The organism is Sinorhizobium sp. 8-89, assembly GCF_030124325.1.
GTDB lineage: Bacteria > Pseudomonadota > Alphaproteobacteria > Rhizobiales > Rhizobiaceae > Sinorhizobium.
Genome location: NZ_JASKLR010000007.1, coordinates 172,902 through 191,743 on the forward strand (window position 1 = coordinate 172,902; position 18,842 = coordinate 191,743).

Annotated in this window: 19 protein-coding genes; 10 read left to right on the top strand and 9 right to left on the bottom strand. The window is 62.0% G+C overall.

Annotation, left to right across the window (positions count from 1 at the left end):
• The first annotated feature begins 65 nt into the window (after positions 1-65).
• Positions 66-872, top strand: coding sequence for an undecaprenyl-diphosphate phosphatase (locus QN219_RS16225; RefSeq protein WP_284000762.1), 807 nt, complete (start codon positions 66-68; stop codon positions 870-872).
• A gap of 640 nt (positions 873-1,512) precedes the next feature.
• Here QN219_RS16225 and QN219_RS16230 read toward each other — a convergent pair.
• The 6 genes from QN219_RS16230 to dnaN form a co-directional block, all read right to left on the bottom strand.
• Positions 1,513-2,493 carry a complex I NDUFA9 subunit family protein gene (locus QN219_RS16230; RefSeq protein WP_284000763.1) on the bottom strand — a complete coding sequence of 327 codons (981 nt, stop codon included), beginning with the start codon at positions 2,491-2,493 and terminating at the stop codon, positions 1,513-1,515.
• A 121-nt stretch (positions 2,494-2,614) separates the two neighbouring features.
• The gene (locus QN219_RS16235) at positions 2,615-2,902 is read right to left on the bottom strand and encodes a DUF1330 domain-containing protein (RefSeq protein ID WP_153442546.1); all 288 of its coding nucleotides are present in this window, start codon (positions 2,900-2,902) and stop codon (positions 2,615-2,617) included.
• 139 nt (positions 2,903-3,041) lie between these two features.
• Entirely contained in the window at positions 3,042-3,746 is a 705-nt protein-coding gene (gene pyrF / locus QN219_RS16240; protein ID WP_284000764.1) for an orotidine-5'-phosphate decarboxylase, read from the bottom strand.
• Positions 3,747-3,753: 7 nt separating this feature from the next.
• Positions 3,754-4,335: a histidine phosphatase family protein gene (locus QN219_RS16245; RefSeq protein ID WP_284000765.1), complete on the bottom strand. Its 582-nt coding sequence runs from the start codon at positions 4,333-4,335 to the stop codon at positions 3,754-3,756.
• An 8-nt stretch (positions 4,336-4,343) separates the two neighbouring features.
• On the bottom strand, positions 4,344-4,946 hold the full coding sequence (pmtA, locus tag QN219_RS16250) for a phospholipid N-methyltransferase PmtA (protein WP_284000766.1): 603 nt from the start codon (positions 4,944-4,946) through the stop codon (positions 4,344-4,346).
• A gap of 237 nt (positions 4,947-5,183) precedes the next feature.
• Positions 5,184-6,302, bottom strand: coding sequence for a DNA polymerase III subunit beta (gene dnaN, locus QN219_RS16255; RefSeq protein ID WP_284000767.1), 1,119 nt, complete (start codon positions 6,300-6,302; stop codon positions 5,184-5,186).
• A gap of 250 nt (positions 6,303-6,552) precedes the next feature.
• On the opposite strand from dnaN, the gene rsmI reads away from it, so the two are divergent.
• The 8 genes from rsmI (at position 6,553) to QN219_RS16295 (ending at position 15,185) form a co-directional block, all read left to right on the top strand.
• Positions 6,553-7,482: a 16S rRNA (cytidine(1402)-2'-O)-methyltransferase gene (rsmI, locus tag QN219_RS16260; protein ID WP_284000768.1), complete on the top strand. Its 930-nt coding sequence runs from the start codon at positions 6,553-6,555 to the stop codon at positions 7,480-7,482.
• Positions 7,472-7,840: a YraN family protein gene (locus QN219_RS16265; protein WP_284000769.1), complete on the top strand. Its 369-nt coding sequence runs from the start codon at positions 7,472-7,474 to the stop codon at positions 7,838-7,840. Before rsmI ends, QN219_RS16265 begins: the two co-directional genes overlap by 11 nt.
• 94 nt (positions 7,841-7,934) lie before the next feature.
• Entirely contained in the window at positions 7,935-9,233 is a 1,299-nt protein-coding gene (locus tag QN219_RS16270; RefSeq protein ID WP_284000770.1) for an extracellular solute-binding protein, read from the top strand.
• 122 nt (positions 9,234-9,355) lie between these two features.
• The gene (locus tag QN219_RS16275; RefSeq protein ID WP_284000771.1) at positions 9,356-10,276 is read left to right on the top strand and encodes an ABC transporter permease subunit; all 921 of its coding nucleotides are present in this window, start codon (positions 9,356-9,358) and stop codon (positions 10,274-10,276) included.
• Positions 10,277-10,286: 10 nt separating this feature from the next.
• Complete coding sequence (ugpE, locus tag QN219_RS16280; protein WP_284000772.1) at positions 10,287-11,129, top strand: sn-glycerol-3-phosphate ABC transporter permease UgpE; 843 nt, start codon at positions 10,287-10,289, stop codon at positions 11,127-11,129.
• Positions 11,130-11,192: 63 nt separating this feature from the next.
• Positions 11,193-12,311: a sn-glycerol-3-phosphate import ATP-binding protein UgpC gene (locus QN219_RS16285; protein ID WP_284000773.1), complete on the top strand. Its 1,119-nt coding sequence runs from the start codon at positions 11,193-11,195 to the stop codon at positions 12,309-12,311.
• A complete protein-coding gene (locus tag QN219_RS16290) occupies positions 12,308-13,300 on the top strand; it encodes an endonuclease (protein ID WP_284000774.1) in 993 nt (330 codons plus the stop codon). Before QN219_RS16285 ends, QN219_RS16290 begins: the two co-directional genes overlap by 4 nt.
• A 352-nt stretch (positions 13,301-13,652) precedes the next feature.
• Positions 13,653-15,185 (top strand): YifB family Mg chelatase-like AAA ATPase, encoded by a 1,533-nt coding sequence (locus tag QN219_RS16295; protein WP_284000775.1) that lies wholly within the window; start codon positions 13,653-13,655, stop codon positions 15,183-15,185.
• A 132-nt stretch (positions 15,186-15,317) separates the two neighbouring features.
• On the opposite strand, the gene QN219_RS16300 is transcribed toward QN219_RS16295, so the two are convergent.
• Entirely contained in the window at positions 15,318-15,620 is a 303-nt protein-coding gene (locus tag QN219_RS16300) for a helix-turn-helix transcriptional regulator (RefSeq protein ID WP_284000776.1), read from the bottom strand.
• Between the two features lie 50 nt (positions 15,621-15,670).
• On the opposite strand from QN219_RS16300, the gene QN219_RS16305 reads away from it, so the two are divergent.
• Positions 15,671-16,615 (top strand): threonine/serine dehydratase, encoded by a 945-nt coding sequence (locus QN219_RS16305; protein WP_284000777.1) that lies wholly within the window; start codon positions 15,671-15,673, stop codon positions 16,613-16,615.
• A 214-nt stretch (positions 16,616-16,829) separates the two neighbouring features.
• Here the strand turns inward: QN219_RS16305 and cysK are convergent, their stop codons facing one another.
• A complete protein-coding gene (gene cysK, locus QN219_RS16310) occupies positions 16,830-17,798 on the bottom strand; it encodes a cysteine synthase A (protein ID WP_284000778.1) in 969 nt (322 codons plus the stop codon).
• Between the two features lie 234 nt (positions 17,799-18,032).
• Positions 18,033-18,650, bottom strand: coding sequence for a LysE family translocator (locus QN219_RS16315; protein ID WP_284000779.1), 618 nt, complete (start codon positions 18,648-18,650; stop codon positions 18,033-18,035).
• Between the last annotated feature and the right edge of the window lie 192 nt (positions 18,651-18,842).

Consider the following 18,842-nt stretch of genomic DNA (forward strand, 5'->3'; position numbering starts at 1 on the left):
GGTGGCAAACACAAGCAAATCGACCTTCTCCTCCCACACCCCAACATGTCAGGAACATCTTATTTATGGCGGATCAATCGATCATCAGCGCGCTCGTCCTCGGGCTCGTCGAGGGACTGACCGAGTTCATCCCCGTGTCGTCGACGGCGCATGTCCTTCTTGCCGGCCACTTCCTCGGCTTCAGGTCACCCGGAAATACCTTCGCGGTTCTCATCCAGCTCGGCGCCATCCTGGCGATCCTGCTGGTTTATTTCCAGCGGCTGCTCAAGATCACGTTGGCCCTGCCGACGAATGCTATCGCACGTCGCTTCGTGCTTTCGGTGCTCATCGCCTTTCTTCCGGCAGCCGTGATCGGCGCCGCGGCCCACGGCTTCATCAAGTCGGTGCTTTTTGAAACACCGATGCTGATCTGCATCGTGTTGATCGTCGGCGGTCTCGTCCTCTATGCGATCGACCAGCTCCCGCTGAAGCCGCGCTACACCGACGTGATGGAGTATCCGCCGTCACTCGCCCTCAAGATCGGCCTCTTTCAGTGCCTCGCGATGATTCCGGGCACGTCGCGTTCCGGGGCCACGATTGCCGGTGCTCTGCTGCTGGGAACCGACAAGCGTTCTGCGGCGGAATTTTCCTTCTTCCTCGCCATGCCGACCATGGTCGGGGCCTTCGCCATCGACCTCTACAAGAACCGCGATGCGCTGTCCTTCGACGATGTGACGCTGATCGCCGTCGGGTTCATTGCCGCCTTCGTCGCAGGCGTGTTCGTCGTGCGCTCGCTGCTCGACTTCGTCTCGCACCGCGGCTTCACGCCCTTCGCGATCTGGCGGATCTTCGTCGGGGCCGCGGGCCTGCTTGGGTTGTGGCTTCTCGGATAGGCTACTGCATGCATCCTTAAATCCTAGCCGATTTAAGGATGAAAACATGCAGCAAAAAAGTGCTGCAGCGTCCTTTGCGCGTCTGATAGAACGCGCGGCGCTATAAAAACATAAAGCCGCATGCGCTCCTTTCGAAACGCATGCGGCTCCCTGGCCCCCGCCAAAACTCAGATATCAACCGCCGCTGTGCCGTCCTTCTTTAAGAGGACGGCTACGCGTCACGCGACAGGTGCCGGCTTACTCGCCGGAAAACTCGATCGACGCCGTCGTGCATGGGTCGACGCCATAGGCGGGCGCGCATCCCTTGCTGCTGCTTGCCACGGTGCTCGGAGCCATGAATGAGCCAGCCAGAATGATCAGTGCCGCAGACGCAAAAAAGATTGCGATCGACTTGCCCATGGGACGTTATGCCTTTCGAGTATGATGTTGGCACCGACTGCGCTCGCCGAGCGATGTGGCGCGAGCGGTGTTTATTCGCTGGACATGTCATGATCAATATCAGGACATGCTGAATCTGCGGTAAACGATATTCATATTTGCAACTGCGGCAGAACTGCAACAATGTTGCCTCGTTGCCACAAACAAAAACCGCCGGCAGAGCCGGCGGTCATAAAGAGAAAATCGGGGGGGTGGCAGGGTGTCAGGCCGCGCGTCCGCCGCGCGTATACTGCCCATGCGGGCGATAGCGCACCAGATAGCTCGGCAGGATCGAATCGAGCATCGTCGGCTTGATCCCGATTCCGGCGAGCGTGCGTCCTTCGGCTTCGGCCTGCGCAGAGACCACATTGTCGGATTTGAGCAACACCACTTGATCGGCGGTGAGCGGCGGCGTGATGAACGGCACCAGCGAAGCGACGCTGCCGAGCAGCGAAGCAATGCCAAAGGGTATCGACACGAGATGGCGCTTGCGGTCGATCGTCTTCAGCATGAGCTCGAGACAGTCGCGGAAGGACAGGATCTGCGGTCCGCCCAGCTCGTAGATCTTGCCTTTCTCGATCTTGCCGTCGACGGCGCGAGCCACGGCCTCGGCAACGTCGGTCACATAGACCGGCTGGAATTTCGTATGACCGCCGCCCACCAGCGGCAGGACCGGCGAAAGCCGCGCCATTTCGGCGAACTTGTTGAAGAAGCCGTCCTCGGGTCCGAAAATGATCGACGGGCGCAGAATGATCGCGTCCGGAAGCGTTTCGAGGATGGCTGCCTCGGCCCGGCCCTTGGTCCGGGCATAGCTCGATTCCGACTTCGCATCGGCGCCGATCGCCGAAATGTGCGTCAGCGTGGCCCCGGCCGCCCGCGCGGCTTCGGCGACTGCGCGCGCTCCGAAATCCTGGATCGCGTCGAACGTGTTGCGGCCGCTCTCGAACAGAACGCCGACGCAGTTGATCACATGGTCGGCGCCTTCGACGGCGCGGTCGACCGATTTGCGGTAGCGCAGATTGGCCTGGATGAAGGAAATCTGGCCGACATTGCCGAGCGGCTGGAGATGGCCGGCAAGATCGGGCCGGCGGACCGCCACACGAATGCGATAGCCGCGCTTGGCGAGCGCGCGCACCACATGACGGCCGACAAATCCGGATCCGCCGAAAATCGTCACCAGCGGCGGAAGGTTGGACAAGGTCATGGGAAACGCACTCCTGATCTCATAGGGAAGAATTGCTTGCTACATAGCCCAAGCGGCGGGCGAGGTGAAGGCCAATCCCACGCCGCCGCGCGAGCACTTTCGTGGTGCTTTCTGCTGGGGTTCAGACCCCTTCCACTACCACCATTTCGGCGTCCGCCACTTCCTGGCGGATCGCGGCGGCGATCTGGTATTCCGGCGAGTTGTAGCAGTCGACGGCGGCTTGGAGGGAAGGGAATTCGATGACGACGTTGCGGGAGCGAACGGCGCCTTCCAGTCGATGGAAGTTGCCGCCGCGCGCAAGGAATTTTGCGCCGTATTTCTCGAAGGCCGGCTTTGCCGCCGCCACGTAGTCCTTGTAGCGCTCGGGGTCCCGTATATCGACCCGAGCGATCCAATATCCCTTGGCCATGATAAACTCCTCGTCTTTCGGTAGAGCACACAGACGGGATCGTTACTTCCGGCAATTCGCGGTCAACGTCAAGCGCGCCCCGTTGCTCAGGGGCGGAAGCTCGTAAAATAGCTGGAGGTGCTTCCCTTTGCCGAGCGGATCAGCCGAAAAGCGCGCTCTCCATTTCGGTGAGGATCGCACGGGCAGCGGTCAGCGGCTCTGCAGCCTGAACGATCGGCCGCGCCACGACGAGATGGCTCGATCCCGCGCGAAGCGCTTCGGCAGGCGTCATTACCCGTTTCTGGTCGCCCTTGTCGGCGCCCGCGGGGCGGATGCCGGGGGTGACGAGCGCCATCTCCGCTGCGATGATCTTGCGCACCGCGGCGGCCTCCTCGGCGGAGCAGACAATCCCGCCCATTCCCGCGGCACGGGCCTGTTCCGCCCGGCGCAGCACCAGCGTATGCGGATCGTATTCGTAGCCGGCATCGATGACGTCCTGCTCGTCCATCGAGGTGAGGACCGTAACGCCGAGCAGGCAGAGGCCGGACCCGCGCGCCGCCTCGACGGCCGCCTTCATCGCTTTGGGGTAGGCGTGCAGCGTCAGCATCGACATGCCCATCTTCACGATGTTCTCGACGCCCTTCGCCACGGTGTTGTCGATGTCGAGCAGCTTCATATCGAGAAAGACCTTCTTGCCGCTCGCGGCGAGATCCCGCGCGAATTCGAGACCCCCGGCAAAGGCAAGCTGATAGCCGATCTTGTAGAAGGCGACATCATCGCCAAGCGTCGAGACGATCTTCTCCGCCTCGGCGATCGTCGGAAGGTCAAGGCCAACGATCAGCCGGTCGCGCGCGCTCATGGTCATGTCGAGATCACCCCTGCCAGAATTCCATCGGCGTCCAGTCGCATGTGACGGCGCGATCCGCAAGACGAAATGCAAAGAGGTTGCCGCCGCCCGCCGGTTGGTCGGCATCGCGCGCGATCGCCGTGCCGGTCATGCGGCATTTGAGCAGCGTCCCGACGCCGCCATGCCCGACGAAGGCGATCGGAACAGCGGGATCGTGGCGATCGAGAATGTAGGAAACCGCGTTCCAGATGCGCGTCTGGGCATCGATTGCTCGCTCCCAACCCTTGAAGCTTTCGTTCGGATGGGCAAAAAACCAGTCGGCCGCCTTTTCGAACTCTTCCGGCGGCAGGAAGCCTGTTGCCGAGCGGTCGTTCTCGCCCATCTCTTCGTCGGTCTCGACCGGGACACCTGCCGCCTGCGCCAATATGGCGGCAGTCTCCATGGCTTTCGTCTCATGGCTGGATACGATCCGGCCGAGCGACCGGACCCACGGGTTCGCGGCCGTTACACGTGCGCGATCCCTGCCGAGGTCGGACAATCCCCATTTCGGCACGGCGATTGCCGGGTCGATCGTGACTTGCGGATGGGTGAGATAGACGCCGAACACGCGACGCCTCAATGCGCCCTGCGATAGACCCAGAGCTGAGCGGGTGGAATATTGCGCACGACGAAGTCGAGATGCTGGATGCTGTAGCGATCGGGCACGGCGACGACCGGCGAGAGCGGACCGTAGGAAATCTGCACGACGGGCCGTCCGACCGGGATGCGCGAAAGCAGGTCTTCGATAAGTTCGACCCGGCGGTGCATCGGAAAGTTCAAAAGCGGCACAGCGGACACGACGCTGTCGAACTGCCGGTCCTTCAGGGATCCGAGCGTGTGTTCGAGATCGAACGCGTCGCCGTTGATGAACTGCACGCCGGCGAAACGGGCCCTCAGCTGGTTGAAGAAATCGGTCGAGTATTCGACCGACACCAATTTTTCCGGTGCGATGCCGCGCTCGAGGATCGCCTTGGTGATCACGCCGGTCCCGGGGCCGAGTTCGAGCACCGGCAGGCCGGAGTGGGGATTAACCACGCTCGCCATCCGTCGCGCCGTGATCGAGGACGTTGGCAGGATCGCTCCGACGGCACGGGTGTTGCTCATCCAGCCCTTGAAGAAGCGGATTTCTTCGTCGAACTTCCGACCGAACTTTTCCTTCACCTTCAAGCGCAAACTCATCGAACCCCCTCGAAAAATCATTCTCATTTCGGTCGCACGCGGCCGAGGCTGCGTTCTGATTCGGCCAGGTCGCGTAAACGCATGGGGCATAATGTGCTCCCATCTGCGGCAAAAACAAGTCTGTCCGCGTCTAAAAGCGGCGGCTTATCAACAATACGCGCGACTACAAGTTTCATAAAAAACCCGCCGTCCAGTGTCGGCGGGGTCAGCCTTTCATGCCGCGGTCGAAACGAACGCTCACACGCGCATCGGCATGAGGACGTAAAGCGCGTCCTCGGCGGCGAGATCACGCACCAGCGTCGGCGAACCGGGATCGGCGAGCATGAAGACCGCATCGTTGCCGGTAAGCTGGGCAGTGATGTCGAGCAGGTATTTCGCGTTGAAGCCGATTTCCAGGGGATCGCTTTCGTAGCCGACCGGCAGCTCTTCCGTCGCGCTGCCCGAATCCGGGTTGTTGACCGTCAGCGTCATCTGTCCGTCGGCGAGCGCGAGCTTCACCGCGCGGCCGCGCTCGGACGAAATCGTCGAGACGCGATCGACGGCCTGGGCAAAGGACTGGCAATCGACGCGCAGTTCCTTCTCGTTGTTGGCCGGGATCACCCGCTGGTAGTCAGGGAACGTGCCGTCGATCAGCTTCGAAGTCATGACGATCGAGCCGATCGTCAAGCGGATCTTCGCGTCCGAGACCTCGACAGTCACGACGATGTCGGGATTGTCGAGCAGCTTCTGCAGTTCGCTGACGGTCTTGCGTGGAATGATGATGCCCGGCATGCCCTCGGAACCGGCCGGGGCCTCGACATCGGCGCGCGCCAGGCGGTGGCCGTCGGTCGCAACCGCGCGCAGCTTCAGTTGTCCCTTGCTCTCGACGGTGTGCATGAAGATGCCGTTGAGGTAGTAGCGGGTCTCCTCCGTCGAAATCGCGAACTGCGTCCGGTCGATCAGCATCTTGAGATCCGTCGCCTTCAACCGGAAGGAATGTGAGAAGGTTCCGGCCGTCAGGTCCGGGAAATCCGATTGCGGCAGGCACTGCAGCGAAAACTTCGAGCGCCCGGAGGCAACCGTCATTGCCGTGCCTTCGGCATTGGTCGCAAGCAGCACTTCCGCCCCGTCGGGGAGCTTGCGAACGATGTCGTAGAGGAGATGCGCCGGAACCGTGGTGGCGCCCGCCTGTTCCACCTGCGCAGGCGTCGCCTCGGTGATCTCGAGATCGAGGTCGGTCGCCTTCATTTCGAGGCTCGCTCCGTCCGAGCGCAACAGCACGTTCGAGAGGATCGGGATCGTGTTTCGCCGTTCGACGACGCGGTGAACATGGTTCAGCGATTTCAGGAGATTGGACCGCTCGAGAGTAATGCGCATGGGATGCTACCGCTTTCAACCGTTGCCCGGCGGGCGAACCCGCCGCAGCGTCAACTGCGAGTGCTCCGGCCGATCGGCCGGAAGGATGTGGACGGGCAAAATGGCAGAAAGAGAGCCGCAAAGGCAAGGGGTTTCACGGGCTCTTCCCCAATGTGGAAGCTTGCCATCGCAACGCACCCTTGCCCTGCCCCCTCTGCTCACTCATAAAGGGCCGAACTGAGAAGCCAATGTCGTGATCGGGACCAGGGAGTTGGACAAGCATCAATCGCCTCAAGCGGGGGAGAAAGAAAGGCAGCGCGGCTATCGGCTGCACAATGCGAGCATTCCCGCCCGTCCGCTGGAGCCGGCGCTCTATCTCGTCGCGACGCCGATCGGCAACCTCGCCGACATCACCCTTCGAGCCCTGGAGACACTTGCCGGCGCCGACGTTCTCGCCTGCGAGGACACGCGCGTGACCCGCGTGCTGCTCGACCGCTACGGCATCGTCAATCGTCCGTTCGCTTACCACGAGCACAATGCAGAAGAGGCCGGTCCGCGCCTGCTGGCGGCGCTCGGCGAGGGGAAATCCGTGGCGCTCGTCTCAGATGCCGGGACGCCGCTCGTCTCCGATCCCGGCTATCGCCTGGCGCAACTGGCAATCGAGGCCGGCCACCGGGTCGTGCCGATTCCCGGGCCGTCGGCTCCCCTTGCGGCCCTTGTCGGTTCGGGCCTCCCGAGTGACGCCTTCCTGTTTGCCGGCTTCCTGCCGACCAAGGACAAGGCGAAGCGCGACCGTCTCGGCGAACTCGCCACCGTGCCGGCGACACTATTGTTCTTCGAGTCGCCGCATAGGATCGCTGCGACGCTCGCCGCGGCCGCCGATGTTCTCGGTGCGGAAAGGAAGGCGGCCGTCTGCCGCGAATTGACCAAGGCGTTCGAGGAGTTCCGTCGCGGCACCCTCGAGGAGCTCAGTGCCTTCTACGCCGATGGGGCGAATGTAAAGGGCGAAATCGTTCTGGTCGTCGGTCCGCCGGATGCAAAGCCGGCTCCCAAGGAAGCGGATGTGGATGCGCTCTTGGGCGCACTTGCACGGGACATGCCAATGGGCAAGGCGGCGACGGAAGCCGCCCACCGGACCGGACTGCCGCGCAAGGAACTCTATGACCGGCTTCTCGCTCTCAAGGAACGCGATGAGGATTGAGCGACCGGACAGCCGCAAGCTGAAGGCCTTGAAGCGCGGTCACGTCGCCGAATATCGCGCGGCACTCTGCCTTATTCTGAAGGGCTATCGCGTCATCGCGATGCGTTACCGCACCAGGCTCGGCGAGATCGACATCATTGCCCGGCGCGGCGACGTTGTGGCCTGCGTCGAAGTGAAAGCCCGGCGCGGCTTCGACGAGGCGGTTTTCGCCGTCTCCGATACGGCACAACGGCGCATAAGGGCGGCGAGCGACATCTGGTTGTCGCGGCAGGCGGATTTTCACCGGCTCTCAGTCCGCTACGATATCGTCGCGGTCACGCCTTGGCGCTGGCCGCGGCATCTGCCGGACGCCTTTTGAATTTGTAATCGTCACGACATAAAAGCGTTACGGGCCTGTCATGGAAGGTCACTAGTCCACTGCCATCCGCAAACGGTGGAGAGGACAGGGGACCATGTTCAAGAGAATTTCGCTTGCAGCCGTTACTTTCGCATTTTCCGCAACGACATCGCTCGCCGCGACCAACATAACCTGGTGGCACGGCATGGCCGGCCGCAACGGCGAGGTCATCAACGAGGTCGCGCAGAAATTCAACGAATCCCAGAGCGCCTGCGCCCTGACGCCGGTCAGCAAGGGCACCTACGAGGAAGCACTCGCTTCCGGTATCGCCGCTTTCCGCTCGGGCGAGCAGCCGAACATCCTGCAGGTCTTCGACGCGGGTGCCGCGACCATCATCAATGCCAAGGGCGCCGTCATCCCGGCCGAGGACCTGATCACCAAGGCCGGCTACAGCTTCGATCGCAACGCCTTCATCGACGGCGTGCGCTACTTCTATGCCGACAGCGAGGGCAAGTTCGTCGGCATGCCGTTCAACTCTTCGGCGCCGATCATGTATATCAACGACGAGGCACTGAAGAAGGTCGGCGTCGAAGCTCCGAAGACCTGGGAAGATTTCGACGCAGTCGCTCCGAAGCTGAAGGAAGCCGGTTATATCCCGCTCGTCCAGTCGCAGCTTACTTGGCAGTTCACCGAAAACTTCTTCTCGCGCAACAACATCCAGTTCGCGACCAACAACAACGGCTACGACAGCGTCGCCGACACCGAGCTCAAGGTCACCGACCCGAACCTGCAGATGATGTTCGAGAAGCTAAAGGCCTGGAAGGACGAGGGTTACTTCGCCTTCTACGGCGCTGGCTGGAACGACAACCAGAAGGTTTTCGAGGAAGGCAAGGCTGCCCTCTGGATCGGCTCGTCCGGTTCCTTCGGCGGTTTGACGAAGACGGCGCAGATGCCGTTCTCGGCGACTTTCCTGCCCTATTGGGGTTCGATCGAAGGCGCAGGCACCAACTCCTTCATCGGCGGTGCCGCGCTCTTTGCCATGTCCGGCAAATCGGACGAGGAAAACAAGTGCGTCGCTGACTTCTTCCAGTTCCTGACATCGCCGGAAATCCAGTATTTCTATCACAAGTCCACCGGCTACGTGGCGATCACCAAGGCAGCCTACGAGCTTGCCCAGAAGGATGGCTACTACAAGGAAAAGCCCGTTGCCGAAGTCGGCATCAAGCAGCTTCTCCTGCCGGCCGGTGAATGGTCGAAGGGTTATCGCCTCGGCTTCTACCCGCAGATCCGCGAGATCATGGAGCGCGAGTACGGCCGCATCTTCTCCGGCGAAACGACCGTCAAGGACGCCTTCGAGACGATCGAGAAAGAGGGCAACGAGCTGCTCGCCCGCTTCGCCAAGACGGCAGGCTGATCATGAGCCACGCCGGCCACTCATCCTCGCCCTCTCCCCTTACGCGGGGAGAGGTGAGTGCAGCGGACGATGGAACGTTGCGTCCCTCCGCAAAGGCGGGGAGAAGGTGGCCGGCGGGCTGGATGACGGGATCGTCCGGCGATCGAATGGATCAGGCAGGGGCGAAGCGCGTTCAGTTCTCATCGCCTTTTCTGCCCTATCTCTTCCTCGCGCCGCAGCTCGCGATCATCTTCATCTTCTTCTATTGGCCATCCGCGCAGGCGATCCAGTCTTCCTTCTACCTGGAAGATCCCTTCGGTTTCGGATCCACTTTCGTCGGCATGAGCAACTATGCGGACGTGCTGAAGTCGAACGAATATCTCGGTATCGCGCGGTTCACGGCGGTCTTCACGGTTCTGGTGACGTTTTTCGCGTTGTCGATCGGCCTGCTGCTCGCCGTCAAGGCGGATGGCGTCATCCGCGGCAATAGCGGCTACAAGACATTGCTGATTTGGGTCTATGCCATCGCGCCGCCTGTCGCCGGCCTGATCGGCATGATGTTCTTCGACCAGCACATCGGTCCGATCGTCAAGCTCGCGGCCTGGTTCGGATGGGATATCAAGGTGGGGCTCGATTATTTCGACACGGCCTTCGCCATGATCGTGGTTTCCGTATGGAAGCAGATCCCCTACAACTTCATCTTCTTCCTCTCCGGACTGCAGGGTATTCCCGTCTCCGTACGCGAGGCGGCAGCGCTCGACTGCCGTTCCGGCACGCGCCGCTTCTGGACGGTCGTGCTGCCCTTGCTCGCGCCGACGGCGTTCTTCCTGCTGATCATCAACGTCACCTATGCTCTGTTCGAGACGTTCGGCGTCATCGACGTCATGGTGAAGGACAAGGCTGCTAACAACCCCATCACCCTTGTCTACAAGGTCTATATGGACGGCTTCCGCGGCAATGATCTCGGCGGTTCCTCCGCCCAGTCGGTGATCCTGATGGCCGTTGTCTTCGTGCTCACCATCTTCCAGTTCCGCTTCATCGAGCGGCGTGTCCATTACAACTGAGGTAACGGCCATGCACCGCACGAAAATCCTCGATCACGTCATCCTTCTTATCGGCGTCTTCATCATGGTCGCGCCGGTCGTCGTCGCGTTCATGACCTCGACCCATGAGGCCGCCGATATCCACAGCAACGGTCTGAGCCTCACCTGGGGCGGCCATTTCGCGGAGACTTACAAGGCCGTGCTGACGCGCGAGGGCGGCTTCACCGGCAAGATCACCGGTTTCAACATGATGCTGAACTCCATGATCCTCGGCCTCGGCTTCGCCGCCGGCAAGATCGTGCTGTCCATGCTGGCCGCCTATGCGATTGTCTATTTCCGCTTTCCGCTGGCGACGTTCGCCTTCTGGATCATCTTCACCACGCTGCTTTTGCCGCTCGAAGTTCGCATTCTCCCCTCCTACGAGGTGATGAACGCATTGAAACTGACGAACACCTACACGGGACTGATCGTGCCGCTGCTCGCGTCGGCGACCGGCACCTTCTATTTCCGCCAGTTCTTCAAGTCGGTGCCCGACGAACTGCTCGAAGCAGCGCGCATCGACGGTGCCGGGCCGTTCAAGTTCTTCATCGATGTTCTGGTGCCGCTGTCGCGCACGACGATGGCGGCAATCTTCATCATCATGTTCGTCTATGGCTGGAATCAGTATCTCTGGCCGACGCTGATGACGACGGACGAGGGCTTCTTCACGCTCGTGCGCGGCATCAAGCAGATCCTGCTCGTCTGGGTCGGCTCCAACATTCCCGACTACAACGAGGCCTTTGCCCTGGCGATCCTCGCGATGCTGCCGCCGGTGATGATCGTCGTAATTTTCCAGCGCTGGTTCATCAAGGGTCTGACCGAAAGCGACAAGTAGAGCGGACCGAGGATGCGGGCTTCTCGCAGCCCTCAGCAGCGAATTTATCAACGGAGGCAACCCATGGCGGCGATCGATATCGCAGAGGTTTCGAAAATCTACGCTGGCGGCGTCGAGGCGGTGAAATCCGTCTCGATCGACATCGCCGACGGCGAGTTCATCGTGCTCGTCGGTCCGTCCGGCTGCGGCAAGTCGACCCTGTTGCGCATGGTTGCAGGCCTGGAGACGATCTCGAAGGGCACTGTGAAGATCGGCACCCGGATCATCAACGATGTCGATCCCGCCGAACGCGACATCGCCATGGTCTTCCAGAACTATGCGCTCTATCCGCACATGACAGTCTACGAAAACCTCGCCTACGGTTTGAAGAATCGGAAGACGCCGAAGACCGAGATCGAGGCGCGGGTTGCCGAGGCTGCGCGCATGCTCGAGATCGCGCCTTATCTCGATCGCAAGCCGCGGGCGCTCTCCGGCGGCCAACGCCAGCGCGTCGCCATGGGCCGGGCGATCGTGCGCAAACCGGCGGCCTTCCTTTTCGATGAGCCGCTGTCGAACCTCGATGCCAAGCTCCGGGTCTCCATGCGCGGCGAGATCAAGCGATTGCAGAAGCGCCTCGGCACCACCTCGCTCTATGTCACCCACGACCAGCTCGAGGCGATGACGCTCGCCGATCGGCTCGTCGTCTTGAACGGCGGCCGGATCGAGCAGATCGGCCGGCCGCTCGACGTCTATCATGCGCCGGCCTCGACCTTTGTTGCGAGCTTCATCGGCTCACCGGCGATGAACCTGGTCAAAGGCGTTCTCGACGGCGGCCGGCTGCAGATCGGCACGCAGTCGATCGACCTCGGCTATCGGGCGCCGGCGGACGGATCGGTAACCGTGGGCTTGCGCGCGGAGGACCTGCGTCTCGCCGGGGTTGGTGAGCAGGCCTTGCTCTTCCGGGTAGATTATGTCGAGGAACTGGGCGCGCAGCGCCTCGTCCACGGCGCAATCGACGATCATTCTGTCACCGTCGCGCTTGCGCCGGAGACGCCACTTTCGGACGGTTTTGCCGTTACCATGGCGCCGGAGCGCTTGCATTTCTTCTCGTCCGAGACCGGCAGGAGGCTTGAAGAGCCGAATGCGGCAACGGGCATCGTACCGGCCACGACGCGAACCGTGAACATGGAGCCTGCATTGTGATTGAAACGACCTCAGCGGCGCTCGCCGTTTCCTCGGTGGAGACGCGCGCCGGTATTGCCCGGATCGAGCGCAGCATTGCCGCCCATGACGCCGTCATGGAAAGCCTTGAGGAAATGAACACGATTGAGATCGGCGGCGCGCCGCCCGCCCGCGAGCCGCTCGCCTTTCCCCTCACCGTCGCGGCCTGGAATCTCGAACGCTGCCTGTTCCCCGAGGAAAGTGCTGCGCACCTTGGTGCCACCGGCGCGTCGCTCGTTCTGCTTTCGGAGATGGACAACGGCATGGCGCGTACCGGCCAGCGGCACCCGACTGCCGAAATCGCCGTGGCGCTCAGTATGCAATACGCCTACGGCGTCGAATTCATCGAACTGGGATTGGGGTCCGATACCGAGCGCGAATTCTGCAAGGATGACTTCAACGAGAAGGGCTTCCACGGCAATGCGCTGATGGCGGCCGCTCCGTTCAATCGCCCGTTCATGTTGCGGCTCTGGGGCGAGAGGCTGTGGTTCATGGACGGCGGCGACCAACCGAGGGTCGGCGAGCGCCTTGCCATCGGCGCCGTGATCGAGACTCGGGCGGGCCCTTTCGTCGCCATTTCCACCCATCTCGAAAGCGCGACCACGGCTGCCTATCGCGAGCGGCAGGTCAAGGAGCTGATCGACGCGCTGGACGGGACCTTTCCGGGGCTTCCTGTCCTGATCGGCGGCGATCTCAACAGCGGGAACCATATTGGCGGCGATTTCGAAGCCGAGGGCCTGTTTGCCATGAGCGCCGAGCGCGGCTTCACGCGCCACGGCGGCCCGATCGACGGCATGACGACGCGGCCGAGCCTCATCACCCGCTGGCCGAAGCGTGCAATGAAGCTCGACTGGTTTCTTGCGCGGGGCCTGAAGATTGGCAAAAGCCACATCATTCCTTCACTCGATTCTTCGGGCCGCCCGCTGTCCGACCATGATCTCATCACCTGTGTCGTGGAGGGCTTCGAATAGCGCGGGAGGTCTGCACCCGCAGCGGTCCGCCCGACGGAGCGCACAGAGCGTTTCATTCGCAAAGTACGGGTTTACGCATTTGTTCTATCATTGTTCTTGTTTTTGAGCGCACTCCGTGCAAGATTTGATGTTGCAACCGGCGGCGGTTGTGGCGGCGCGAGCGCTGCCGTGACTGGAGCGGGATGAGAAGATGAGAAAACGCGTGAAGCGGGTTTCCGCGCACATCCCGCTCTGATTCTACGGCGCCGCGCGTCTAATCAGACGCGCAAAGGACGCCGTAGCACTTTTAATTGCGCATATTTTTTTCTTTAAATCGGATTCGATTTAAAGGAAACCTGCAGTAGGGGGCATCATGGTCGCGCGTGTCAGCACGGTTGCATTCCAGGGCATCGAAGGCGTTCCGGTCGACGTACAGGTGATGGTCGCACCTGGTAAGGTCGGCATGCAGATCGTCGGCCTGCCCGACAAGGCGGTTGCCGAAAGCCGGGAGCGCGTCCAGGCGGCGCTGCACGCATCGGGCCTGGCGCTGCCGGCAAAGCGGGTCACCGTCAATCTGGCGCCAGCCGACCTTCCGAAAGAGGGCAGTCATTTCGATCTGGCCATTGCGCTCGGGCTGATGGCGGCACTGGGTGCCATTCCGGCCGATGCTTTGAGCGGCTACGTCGTCATCGGCGAACTCAATCTTGACGGCACCATTGCGGCCGTCGCCGGCGCTCTGCCGGCCGCAATCGGCGCCAACGCGCTCGGCAAGGGCCTGATCTGCCCGGCGGAAAGTGGGCCGGAAGCGGCTTGGGCCGGATCGGAGATCGACATTCTCGCACCGCGCAGCCTGATCGCCATCGCCAATCACTTCCGCGGCACGCAGGTGCTGTCGCGTCCCGAGCCGGCCATTCGCGCCGCTGCCGCCAACCTGCCCGATCTTGGCGACATCAAGGGCCAGGAGAGCGCCAAGCGGGCGCTGGAGGTGGCAGCCGCCGGCAACCACAATCTCTTGATGGTCGGCCCACCCGGCTCGGGCAAGTCAATGCTTGCCGCGCGCCTGCCCTCCATTCTCCCGCCACTCTCGCCTGCTGAATTGCTCGAAGTCTCGATGGTTCATTCGATCGCAGGGCAGTTGCCGGGCGGCAAGCTATCGGACCGCCGGCCGTTCCGTGCGCCGCACCATTCCGCCACCATGGCAGCCTTGATCGGCGGCGGGTTGCGGGCAAAACCCGGCGAGGCTTCGCTCGCCCATCACGGTGTCCTGTTCCTCGACGAGTTTCCGGAATTTTCGCCGCAGGTTCTCGACGCGCTGCGCCAGCCGCTCGAAACCTCGGAATGCATCATCGCGCGCGCCAATCACCGCGTCAGCTATCCGGCGGCGATCCAGCTCGTAGCTGCGATGAACCCGTGCCGCTGCGGCATGGCGGGTGAACCCGGGCGCAGTTGCGCCCGCGGCCCGCGCTGCATGGCCGACTACCAGGCGAGGATTTCCGGCCCCTTGATGGACCGCATCGACATCCGCATCGACGTGCCGGCCGTCAGCGCCGCCGACCTCATCCGCCCCGTCGCGGCCGAGCCGAGTGCCGCGGTCGCCAAGCGCGTCGCCCGCGCTCGCGCGCTGCAGGCGGACCGCTTCGCGGCTCTTGGTCATCCGGAACTCACGAGCAATGCCCGCTGTTCGACGACGATGATCGAGAAGATCGCCGAACCGGACGCAGCGGGCCTGCAGCTCTTGCGGGATGCGGCGGAGAAGATGAAGTTCTCGGCGCGCGGCTATCACCGGGTGCTGAAAGTGGCCCGCACGCTTGCCGACCTCGATGAGGCGCCGACCGTCGGTAGGATCCACCTTGCCGAGGCGATTTCCTATCGCGTCGCCGGAGAGCGATTGCCGGTGGCGGCGTAGCGTCATCAAGTGCAGAAAAAACGGAGCGCGCCGGAGCAAACCGAAGCGAAAGCCTGATCACCGGAACGCGTAGCCGGGACCGCTTACCGTGCATCCAAGCATCAATTCGTTCGACGACTCGCCCCACACCGGTCACAATCTCTCCTGGATCAGCGTTTTCGCCGTCCGGATTCGCGCCTCGTCACGTTTGTAGAATACCCACTGCTTGATCCGCTTCGAGCGCACGAGTCCGGCCTGAGACAGGACGCGCATGTGTTCGCTCAAGGTCGCCGCGGAAATGGCGAGTTTGTCCGCAATCAATACGGCGCAGACGCCGTCCTCGATGAGATCTCCATCCACCTGCGGCGGGAAATGGGCCAGCGGCTCTTTGAGCCAGGCGAGAATCTGAAGTCGCCTTTCGTTGGCGAGCGCTTTGATGATATCGACCTCTTGCATTTCGTTAATTTGCTAAGTTACGAATTAAAGTCAATGGCCGGGAGTTTTCCATGATAGCTGATACGCCCATTTCACAGACGCACATCCGGGAGGCGGAAGCTCTGATCCGTCCTTACATTCGGCGCACACCTGTTCTTCGCGTCGACATGACGGATTTCGGCCGAGCGCCCCTGCCTGTTGCATTCAAGCTCGAATGCTTGCAGCATTCCGGATCGTTCAAGGCGCGTGGCGCGTTCGCCAACCTGATCGGACGAGCCGTGCCGCCGGCCGGTGTTGTCGCTGCATCGGGTGGCAATCATGGTGCCGCCGTCGCCTATGCGGCGAACCGCCTGGGCGTTCCGGCGACGATATTCGTGCCAAGTGTGACCTCACCTGCCAAAGCAGATCGGATCCGAAGCTGCGGTGCAAAACTGGTGATCGGGGGCGAGCGCTATGCCGATGCCCTTTCGGCAAGCGAGATCTTCGTCAAAGAGACGGGCGCGCTTACCATCCACGCCTACGACCAGGCTGAGACCCTGATTGGTCAGGGGACCCTTGGCTTGGAGATCGAACAGGACCTGCCGGAGATCGACACGTTGATGGTTGCCGTCGGCGGAGGCGGATTGATCGGCGGCATAGCAGCCTGGTTCGCCGGTCTCAAGCGAATCATCGCGGTGGAGCCTGAAGGCTCGCCGACACTGCATATGGCGCTTGACGCCGGCCGGCCCGTCGATGCTCCCGCCGAAGGAATTGCCGCCGATTCCCTGGCGCCAAAACGGGTCGGCGCCCTGATGTTTCCCTTCGCCCAATCTTATGTCGATCGTTCGATCCTCGTCAGCGATAACGAAATCAAACGGGCGCAAGCGTTATTATGGGACACGATACGGATCGTCGCCGAACCAGGAGGCGCAACGGCCTTCGCGGCCCTGTTGAGCGGAAGATACACGCCGGCACCAGGCGAGAAAGTCTGCGTCCTCATATGCGGCGCAAACACGACCGCGGTACGTTTCGCCTGATATCCGCAACGGGTGGCAGACGGAGCTTGAACCGCATTTGCCATTTCATGGACGTTGACGGTCGTGCGCAAGAATGCCGCGCCCCACGGCATCTCGCCACGAGATCAAGAGGCAGGACTCGCACGGTCGATATGCTTCACCGAATCATCCGTGAAGGGAAGCGCCCCGCGAAAACGAAGAGGGCGCCCGAAGGCGCCCTTTGGCCAAGTGCGGTTTACCCGCCCAACCCATCGAAAAGAACCGTCGAGAGGTAGCGCTCGGCAAAGGATGGGATGATGACGACGATGTTCTTGCCGGCGTTTTCCTCGCGCTGGCCGATTTCGATCGCGGCCTGGAGGGCGGCACCTGCGGAAATGCCGACAGGCACGCCTTCGAGCCTTGCGACGAGGCGTGCGGCTTCGACGGCTTCGCTCGCGTTCACGGTCACGACTTCGTCATAAACGCCCGTGTCGAGGATTGCCGGCGCGAAACCGGCGCCGATTCCCTGGATCTTGTGCGGTCCAGGATCGCCGCCGGAGAGGACCGGGGATTCCTCCGGCTCGACGGCGATCACCTTGATCGAGGGCTTGCGCGCCTTCAGTACCTGGCCAGCGCCGGTGATCGTGCCGCCCGTGCCGATGCCGGAGACGAGAATGTCAACGCTGCCGTCGGTGTCGTTCCAGATCTCCTCGGCTGTCGTCTTGCGGTGGATTTCCGGGTTGGCCGGATTCTCGAACTGCTGCGGTATGATCGCGTCCGGCAGCGTCTCGACCAATTCCTGCGCCTTGGCGATTGCACCCCTCATACCCTTGGCGCCTTCCGTCAGAACCAGCTCGGCGCCAAGCAAATAGAGCATCTTGCGCCGCTCGACCGACATCGTTTCGGGCATGGTGAGGATCAGCTTATAACCCTTGGCGGCTGCGACGAAGGCGAGCGCAATGCCGGTGTTGCCCGAAGTCGGTTCGATGAGCGTCGTGCGACCGGGTACGATCTTGCCCTGTGCCTCGAGCGACTCGATCATCGAAACGCCGATGCGGTCCTTGACCGAGGCGATCGGATTGAAGAACTCGAGCTTGGCAAGAAGGTTTGCCTTTACGCCCTTCTCTTTTGCCAGCTTGTCGAGGCGTACGATGGGAGTGTCGCCGATCGTTTCGGTGATCGAGGAAAAGACGCGGCCGCGGCCAGGCTTACGCGTTTCGGACATGTGTTGCTCCCTTCAGTTGACATCGTTGCAGCGAGAATACGGGCAATGACTGGGCCGTTCTACTGCATGTTCCTTAGATCGGTTCCGATTTAAGGATAAAACATACAGCAATTCAAAGTGCTACAGCGTCTTTGCACGTCTGATCAGACGCGGCGCTGTAGGGCGAGATGGGCCTCGAAGCCCGCCAGCCGGAGGAAAAAGCGTCTGCGCGGCGGCCGGCGGAGAAATCTTTTTTCAAGTCGCGCGGGTAGCGATGTAGGCGGCCGTTCCGGCAAGAATGCCGGCGGCCGCGCGGTTCAGGGCCCTGAGCGCCTTCGGCTGCTTCAGAAGCGAGCGCGCGCGGGCCGCGAGCAGCATGTAGGGCAGCAGCACGGCGAGAAGGACAAGGAAAGTCGCCGCCAGCAGCAGGCCGTAATCCTCGGGACCGATTGCCGCGAGATCGATCAGCGTCGGTACCAGTGCCACATAGAACAGCATGGTCTTGGGATTGCCGAGCGTCACCATCAGTCCCGACAGGAAGGACATCGTCGCGCTTGCCGATTTCCGCGCCTGTATATCCTGCGGCAGAAGGCCGGCGGTCCAGAGTTTCCAGGCGATATAGCCGAGATAGAGCGCGCCAGCGATCTTCACGGCCAGAAAGGCCGTGGTGAAGGTCTGCGCGACGAAGGCGAGCCCCAACACCACGGCAGTCAGATAGACCATGTCGCCGAGGATCAGCCCGAGGCCCATGAAGAAGGTTTCGCGAAAGCCGGATCCGAGCGCCCGCGCAACGAGCGCGGTCACGCCAGGACCGGGAATGATTGCCGCAATGAAGAGGGCGCCGCTATAGGCAAGAAGGGCTGCGAGCGTCATGAAGCGTCTCCGAACATGCTCCTGCATTTGTCTACAGCAGCGCGCTGAAAAGCGAAATCCGCGAGGCGAAATTTCGCGGTCAGATTGTCAGGGTGACAGCAATTGCGTTGCCCGGTGCAAGGAGATCATGAGAGTGTCGCGGCGACAGTGCTGACATTCGTTCGGAGCGCAACGTGCCTGATGTTCAGAGCC

Coding starts and splice junctions, on each gene's coding strand:
- QN219_RS16225 (WP_284000762.1), top strand. CDS start 66: ATGGCGGATCAATCGATCATCAGCGCGCTCGTCCTCGGGCTCGTCGAG.
- QN219_RS16230 (WP_284000763.1), bottom strand. CDS start 2,493: ATGACCTTGTCCAACCTTCCGCCGCTGGTGACGATTTTCGGCGGATCC.
- QN219_RS16235 (WP_153442546.1), bottom strand. CDS start 2,902: ATGGCCAAGGGATATTGGATCGCTCGGGTCGATATACGGGACCCCGAG.
- pyrF (WP_284000764.1), bottom strand. CDS start 3,746: ATGACCATGAGCGCGCGCGACCGGCTGATCGTTGGCCTTGACCTTCCG.
- pmtA (WP_284000766.1), bottom strand. CDS start 4,946: ATGAGTTTGCGCTTGAAGGTGAAGGAAAAGTTCGGTCGGAAGTTCGAC.
- dnaN (WP_284000767.1), bottom strand. CDS start 6,302: ATGCGCATTACTCTCGAGCGGTCCAATCTCCTGAAATCGCTGAACCAT.
- QN219_RS16265 (WP_284000769.1), top strand. CDS start 7,472: ATGAGGATTGAGCGACCGGACAGCCGCAAGCTGAAGGCCTTGAAGCGC.
- QN219_RS16270 (WP_284000770.1), top strand. CDS start 7,935: ATGTTCAAGAGAATTTCGCTTGCAGCCGTTACTTTCGCATTTTCCGCA.
- QN219_RS16275 (WP_284000771.1), top strand. CDS start 9,356: ATGACGGGATCGTCCGGCGATCGAATGGATCAGGCAGGGGCGAAGCGC.
- ugpE (WP_284000772.1), top strand. CDS start 10,287: ATGCACCGCACGAAAATCCTCGATCACGTCATCCTTCTTATCGGCGTC.
- QN219_RS16285 (WP_284000773.1), top strand. CDS start 11,193: ATGGCGGCGATCGATATCGCAGAGGTTTCGAAAATCTACGCTGGCGGC.
- QN219_RS16295 (WP_284000775.1), top strand. CDS start 13,653: ATGGTCGCGCGTGTCAGCACGGTTGCATTCCAGGGCATCGAAGGCGTT.
- QN219_RS16300 (WP_284000776.1), bottom strand. CDS start 15,620: ATGCAAGAGGTCGATATCATCAAAGCGCTCGCCAACGAAAGGCGACTT.
- QN219_RS16305 (WP_284000777.1), top strand. CDS start 15,671: ATGATAGCTGATACGCCCATTTCACAGACGCACATCCGGGAGGCGGAA.
- cysK (WP_284000778.1), bottom strand. CDS start 17,798: ATGTCCGAAACGCGTAAGCCTGGCCGCGGCCGCGTCTTTTCCTCGATC.
- QN219_RS16315 (WP_284000779.1), bottom strand. CDS start 18,650: ATGACGCTCGCAGCCCTTCTTGCCTATAGCGGCGCCCTCTTCATTGCG.